We start from the raw sequence: 6,530 nt of genomic DNA, 5'->3' as shown, positions 1-6,530 counted from the left end.
AAGGTCCCAGGAAGATCACCTGGTTGATAGACCGGAGGTGGACACCTGGTAACAGGTGCAGCTGACCGGCCCTAATGACCGAACGGCTTGTGCCTTCCTATCCACTTCATGGCGCTGCGTTCTTGTGCCGAATGTCGCTGACCAGCTTGTAGCTGCTGTCTGCTCTCTCTCGGCAAAATTGAGGCAAGTGTCTCGCGATCAGTTGTCTCTCATCGCTCAATGAAAGGGCGGTGAGCAGCTGCTTCTTGACGTGGGAAAAGGCGTGATCAGCGCCTTTTTTGTTTGCTTAATTCTTACCATCCAACATGGTCAGGGCCTGCAGTATCTCTTGACGAACCTCTGGATCTTCTTCCTGTTCAAGCCGCTCTGTGAGCGCCTGCCGAGCCTCTTCTCCCCCAATGCATCCCAATGCCCAGGCTGCATGCCCACGCACAAGGGCCTCTGCATCATAGAGGGCTTGAATCAGCGCCGGTACGGCCCGCCTATCGCCGAGATTCCCCAGTGCCACACAGACGTTACGCAGCAAACCACGTCGCTTGGCCCGCCAGATAGGGGTATGACGAAAGCGGGCGCGGAACTCCTCTTCGCTGAGGGCCAGCAGCGGGATCAGCTCGGGTGCGCCGCCAACCTGGGGCCGTGGGCGGAACTCATCGCGCTTCCTCAGCCACATCTGCGGTCGCTGCCTGGACCTCACCCCTGCGGCTTCCGCCTTCCCATCTCCTGCCTGCTCTGCTGTGCGTCCGGCCTGGCGCAGTCCGAGGCGCTTCTCCACAACCTGATTGACGGGACAGACCTCCTGACAGATGTCGCAGCCGAAGATCAGGTTCCCCATGAGAGGACGCAGCTCTAGCGGGATGCTGCCGCGTAGCTCGATCGTGAGATAAGAGATGCAACGCCGGTTGTCCAGCACGTAGGGAGCGGGTAAAGCTCCAGTAGGACAGGCGTACAGGCAGCGTTCACACTTCCCGCAGTTGGCCTGCAGAGGCTCATCTGCAGGCAGGGGCAGGTTTGTCACAATCTCGGCGAGAAAGACCCAGGAGCCCCAGCCGCGTGTGAGAATGGTCGTGTTTTTGCCATACCAGCCGATGCCAGCACGCTGGGCGACAGCGCGGTCAACCATGCGCCCGGTGTCGACGAATAGTCTCGCTTCTAGCTCTTGCCCGGCCTCACGACGCGCATATTCCCGTAGCCAGTCGGCAAATTGCTTCAGCTTGGGCTTGATAATCTCATGGTAGTCCTCTCCCCAGGCGTAGCGTGAGATACGGCCTCGTGGCTGGCCATCCTCTGGCTCCTCCGGCAGCTCGCTGAGGTAAGACATGGCCAGGGCGATGATCGAACGAGCCTCCGGTAAGAGGGCGTCGGGATGGCAGGAGACTTCCGCTCGCTCGCTGGTGAACCAGGGGAGGCCGTCCATGAGGCCCGCCGCAATACGCTCCTTGATGACACGCTCGGCCTCGGGGAAAGCTTCTGCCCCTGTGATGCGCACGAGGTCAAAGCCCAATTCATAGCCATATGCTTTGATTGGGGCGGCATCGAGCATCTTCATGCCGGGCCTCGATTCCGTTTCAGTCAAGGTCAATTGGTGATGTCTCGCCTATGGTTGAGCCAGCCAGCAATGCTCAAGAGGAGCACAATGTAGGCGAGCAGCACTGTAAGAGCTTCTGTATCGGGCAGTGTAGAGATACTACTACTCCCAAAGATATAATACCCCTGATGAGCCATCAAGGTAGCGAGGTTATTACCGATCAGGTAGTCGGGGACGGCGCGCAGGAAGGCGCTGACCGGGCCTTGCACTAGCTCGCTGCTCAGCTGGCAGATTTGCCCAATGATAGGCTCCAGCAGATACCAGACGATGCCGCCTCCAATACCTGCGGCACTGGAGCGGCCCAGGATGCCAAAGAAAAGCGCAATGACGGCGAAGATGAACCAGTTGAAGATGGCCAGAAGCAGAAAGAGGACGGTGTGGAGCAACCAGCTTGTCGTGAGAAAAGGAGCTGGACCCGGCGCCTCCCTGAGAAGACTGAGCAGGTAGCCAATCACCAGGCCGCTGATGCTCAGGCCACTGATGCCCACGATGCAGCAGATGAGCACGGCCCCAACCTTGGCAAGTAGAAACTGCGTGCGCGTGGGCCCTCGGGTGAAGAGCAGGCGAATCGTTCCCTGAGTGTACTCGCCTCCAGCTGTGCTACCCGCGATAATAATAATGAGAATGGTAAAAGGTGTAAGGGCTGTTTGTACGGCGATATTGAGAGAAGTGGGAGGCAGGAGCAACCTGACCACCTGACCGCTGCCGTCTCCTGTCGAGAAGAGGAAGAGGGCGAAGAAAACCAGCAGGGTGGTTAGCAGGGGGATCAGGGCTGAGATCCTCGTAAGCGGACGGCGGCGAAGCTTGTAGAGTTCCATTGCAGTCAGGCGCAGCAGGACGCTCAAGTAGTCGCGCCGACCCAGGAGGACCGGCGCGCTGGCAAACGGCTCGGCTGGCTGCTGACCCTCTCTAGCCGGCGTAGAAGGACTGGTCTCTATGGGATGCATAGGCTCTGTTTCTCCTTGCTCCTTTCGCTTACTGAGGTTTTCCTTCTCCCGGCATGATCCTGCCGTATGGCGCAGGGGCAGGAAGGCCCCCGACGGCAGAGGCCGCTGCCCCGGGGAATTGAGCAGCTGCCGTGAGTTCAAGGAAGGCCTCTTCCAGGCTGCCCTCCTGGGGATGGATTTCTGCCGCGAAAAGGTTCCGCTGGGCCAGTAGGGCATTAATCTCTGCGGAGCGCTTCGCTGGCGCCTCAACACGCAGTGTTGTCCCAGTCTCTCCTCTAGCCTCGCTCGCTTTTCCAGGCTGCTCGCTGGGGCCGACTCCCGTGGCTACAATGGTTTTGATCCAGGTGGCTCCGCGCTCGCGTGCCTCCTGCAAAACCTGCAGGGCCGCCCGCGCCTCGGCGGCGCTGTTCATACGGATCAGAATGTGCTCGCTCTGGCGCAGGAGGGCGCTGACGTCACCTTGCTTGATCAGGTTGCCCCGGTGCAGAATGGCTACGCGGTTACAGACCTGCTGAACTTCGTGTAAAATGTGGCTGGAAAGAAAGATGGTCTTTCCTTGCTGGGCCAGACGCACGATTAGCTGGCGAATCTCAACCATGCCGACCGGGTCCAGGCCGTTGGTTGGTTCATCCAGGAGGATCAGCTCGGGATCAGTCAGGAGGGCTGCGGCGATGCCGAGCCGCTGCTTCATACCGAGCGAGTATTTATGATAGGCTAGCCCGGCCTGGGCGCGCAATTCAACCAGCTCAAGGGTCTCTTCGATGCGCTTCTCGTTGAGAGGATGCCGCGCCATGTCTGAGGCCGCGGCGATGATGCGCAGATTGTCTCGCCCGGAGAGGTAGGGATAGAAGACGGGCGTCTCAACGACAGCACCGATGCGCCGCAGGATGCGCGGAAGCTGATATTGGTTGTCCATGCCAAAGATAAAGGCGCGCCCCGCTGTGGGACGGATCAGTCCCAACAGCATACGGATGGTGGTGGTTTTGCCCGAGCCGTTGGGGCCGAGAAAGCCGAAAACGTCGCCTCGCATCACGCGCAGATTCAGATCGTTGACTGCCACGAGGTTGCCAAAGGCTTTTGTCAGTCTGGTGGTGCTGATGATGGTGTCATCTTCTTCGGTGAGCATGATATCGTTCACGCTTTGCTCCTTGTGGCGTACTCGCCGCTGAACACCAGTGGTGTCCGCGCTGCTGGATACTTCAGCCTGCGGAGCGCGCCGGGAGTGAAAGGTCGGCGCCGATCTCACGCCGGAGCCAGTCGCTGACTGGCTTTGGTTCCTCTGTTGCTATGGCGCTCTTGCTGTCTCTTTAGTATGCCCTGTTTACCCTGTGCTGGCAAGTAGCTGGCCAGGAGCCTGCATGACTCTGTTGCCGCCCCGCCCTGTTGCGCAGGGGAAGGCTGGTCTGCTGGTTCTTGCTCTTGACATCCTGTCGGTGACTGGCTGAGGAATAAGATAATAAGAAGCAGGAAAGGATATTTACTTGCTTGATTAGAGGGGACGGACGGACAGAAGGAAAGAAGGAAGAGAGGCGCTGATGTGGTCTATTGATCCTGACGATGGACGTTTGCCAGATCTGCACGCCGGTTCCAACGGCCATGCCAGGGGTCAGATGGCTTACGGTGGCCCTGAGCCGCCGTGGTCTGTGACGGCTGGCAAGTCGAGCTGGTCACCGCCAGCACCACCGGCCAGCGGGGGGCGTCGGCGCGCGAGTCGACGGCTGCTCCTGTTCGCCCTGGCTGCGATTCTGCTGCTGGCGCTGATTGTCGGGGCGGCCTTCTACTATGGGTCTGTGCTCCGTTCGACTCCCGAAAAGTCATTAGCCGCTTTCTGTACTGCTCTGAGCCAGGGTGATCCTGGCTCGGCCTATCACTATCTGGACTCGGCTTTGCAGCGCCAGGCTTCTTTTCAGGTCTTCGCTGGCGTGCTGGGAAAAACCGAGCGCTGTAGCTATGAGGCCTTGCATGTGCAGGGGACAACGGCAACGGCTGTGCTACGCTTCACTGGCGCTGGTCAGCTGCAGACCCAGCAGGTTGGCCTGAACGAGGAGGGCGGAACCTGGCTGATTAGCGAGGACGAGGCGCTCACGGCACTGCCGCGCTCGCTCAGCGCCCTGTGTTCAGGACTGGAAACAGGAAAAGCTGAAGCCGCTTACGCAAGGTTGACTCCGCTTTTTCAGCACCATGTCTCTCTTGGGATTTTCCGCTTGCTTGTGGATGGTATCACTTCCTGCTCCTCACAGATTGAGGCGGTGGTTCCCACGCAGGCCAAGGCTCTGGTCGTGGTACGCTATCGGACTGAGGTTCAGCCGGAGCAGGGCACGGCCCTGCTGGTACCTGCGGCGGACGACTGGTTGATCGATGCTCTGTCGTCTTTGTCGACGCCGGAGCGCTCCCTCTTGAGTTTCTGCAAGGCGTTGCAGCAGGGCACTTATGACATAGCCTATGAACTACTCAGCCTGGACTTCCAGGCCCACTTTGGTGGCCTGCGCCAGTTTATCAACGTGGTGAATCCGGTCATCAAGAGCAATGGGGGGATCAAGAGCTGCTCCGTGGGAGCGGCGCAGAAAAAAGCTGACCGGTTCATTGTGAAGGGCGTCATCACCTATGCCAATGGCAAAACGGAGACCGATGAAGATGAGCTGGTGCTGGAGGCCGATATCTGGCGCCTCAATGCTCTCTCCTGAGTGCCTGTGACAGCGGGACATCGCTAGCCCTGGACAATAGCTCTCCTTGAAAAAAGCACGCTTGCTGCGTTTTTTTGGAAAGGGATAGGTAAGGGTGGGCCGTGTCGAGTCAGACGGGAGTTTCCTCTAGGGTACGGTGAAGATTGGGTTGCCAGAATATCTCAAGCCGATCATGTATCACTCTAAATGCTCCAGCTACTTCTTGTTTTGAGGTGAGCGAGCGAGATCACCGGGAAGCAACAGGCTGCTAGCTGTGAGGAAAACGCGAGCCAGTTAGTAGCATGTCATGTCGAAGCCATACCAGCTCTGCTTGCGTAGTAATCAGTGGTACAGTTGCAGAGCGATCTGGTCCGCTGTGGCCAAGGTGGTGTAGCCGGCTGAATGGCTCTAAGCAGACAAGCGGGAAGGATCTACACATCGATAAGGAAGAAGGAGTTCTCTTGTGGAAGCCAGCTTGAACGGCCCACAGGGGCGTATTACCCTGGGGCCGGGCGTGACGACTGTGGGGCGTGCGCCCGATAATCAGATTCGTTTGAACGATCAACAGGTTTCGTCACACCATGCGGAATTTCGTGCTGAGGAGGGAGGGTACAGCCTGATTGATCGAGGCAGTACCAATGGCACCTTTGTCAATGATCAGCGCCTGGCCAGTCAGGTGCCCCAGCGACTGAACTCCGGTGATCGCATTCGTTTTGGCGAGACAGTCTTTACCTATGAGGTTGCTGGGGCCGCGAATCAAGCAGAAGAGCGTACCGTGTTGGCTGGTTCACCCGATCAGTTCCAGCCCTCGCCGGCAGCGCCCTCCTATCCTCAATCAGCGTATCAGTCGCCCCCTGCTGCTGCCTTTCCTGCCCAGGGGCAGGGGTATGGGCAGCAAGGAGGCTGGCAGGCTCAGCCCTATGGAGGACCACCCCCCCAGGGCTATGGCCAGCAGCCGCCGGCAGGCTCTCCGGGCTACCCCGTACAGCCGGCACCCTATGGACCACCTCCCCAGGGGGCGCCATCCTTCCCCGGTCAGGCGCCAGGCTATCCGCAGTTCCCACCGCAGCCGCAACCACAACCACGACGCAGGGGATGCACAGGTTGTCTGGTTGCCGGTCTCCTGGTATTCGTGCTTTTGGTGCTTGCTCTGGTTGTAGTACTCTTTAATCCCCTCAATTTCCCTGGACCTCTTGGCTTGCTTGCTTCATCGCCTCAGAAGACGCTTGACACCTTCTGCAGCGCTCTGAAGAAGAGTGACTATCATACGGCCTATGGGCAATTCTCATCCACGCTGCAGGCTAGTGAGAGCGAGCAGCAGTTTACTCAAGCTTT

5 protein-coding genes and 1 rRNA gene are annotated in these 6,530 nt (G+C 58.9%); 3 read left to right on the top strand and 3 right to left on the bottom strand.

Annotation, left to right across the window (positions count from 1 at the left end; all coding sequences use genetic code 11):
- A 23S ribosomal RNA gene (locus IRZ31_RS19345) occupies window positions 1-95 on the top strand; the annotation flags it as partial.
- Between the two features lie 191 nt (window positions 96-286).
- Here the strand turns inward: IRZ31_RS19345 and queG are convergent.
- From queG to IRZ31_RS19330, 3 genes are read right to left on the bottom strand one after another with little or no spacing between them, the layout of a single operon-like run.
- Window positions 287-1,546, bottom strand: coding sequence for a tRNA epoxyqueuosine(34) reductase QueG (gene queG / locus IRZ31_RS19340; protein ID WP_297156763.1), 1,260 nt, complete (start codon window positions 1,544-1,546; stop codon window positions 287-289).
- Window positions 1,547-1,575: 29 nt separating this feature from the next.
- The gene (locus IRZ31_RS19335) at window positions 1,576-2,532 is read right to left on the bottom strand and encodes an ABC transporter permease (protein WP_297156760.1); all 957 of its coding nucleotides are present in this window, start codon (window positions 2,530-2,532) and stop codon (window positions 1,576-1,578) included.
- 28 nt (window positions 2,533-2,560) lie between these two features.
- Entirely contained in the window at window positions 2,561-3,670 is a 1,110-nt protein-coding gene (locus tag IRZ31_RS19330) for an ATP-binding cassette domain-containing protein (protein ID WP_297156757.1), read from the bottom strand.
- Between the two features lie 397 nt (window positions 3,671-4,067).
- Here IRZ31_RS19330 and IRZ31_RS19325 point away from each other — a divergent pair, with 397 nt between their 5' ends.
- Both IRZ31_RS19325 and IRZ31_RS19320 read left to right on the top strand, forming a co-directional pair.
- Complete coding sequence (locus IRZ31_RS19325; RefSeq protein WP_297156754.1) at window positions 4,068-5,216, top strand: hypothetical protein; 1,149 nt, start codon at window positions 4,068-4,070, stop codon at window positions 5,214-5,216.
- A 442-nt stretch (window positions 5,217-5,658) separates the two neighbouring features.
- A partial coding sequence (locus IRZ31_RS19320; protein ID WP_297156751.1) for an FHA domain-containing protein occupies window positions 5,659-6,530 on the top strand: 872 nt, incomplete at its 3' end.

It is taken from the genome of Thermogemmatispora sp., assembly GCF_019683635.1.
Taxonomy (GTDB): Bacteria; Chloroflexota; Ktedonobacteria; order Ktedonobacterales; family Ktedonobacteraceae; genus Thermogemmatispora.
This window is presented reverse-complemented; position numbering and strand designations above follow the sequence as displayed.

What these genes read in the sequence shown, in the direction of transcription:
- queG (WP_297156763.1), bottom strand. Translation starts at nt 1,546, where the DNA reads ATGAAGATGCTCGATGCCGCCCCAATCAAAGCATATGGCTATGAATTG.
- IRZ31_RS19325 (WP_297156754.1), top strand. Translation starts at nt 4,068, where the DNA reads ATGTGGTCTATTGATCCTGACGATGGACGTTTGCCAGATCTGCACGCC.
- IRZ31_RS19335 (WP_297156760.1), bottom strand. Translation starts at nt 2,532, where the DNA reads ATGCATCCCATAGAGACCAGTCCTTCTACGCCGGCTAGAGAGGGTCAG.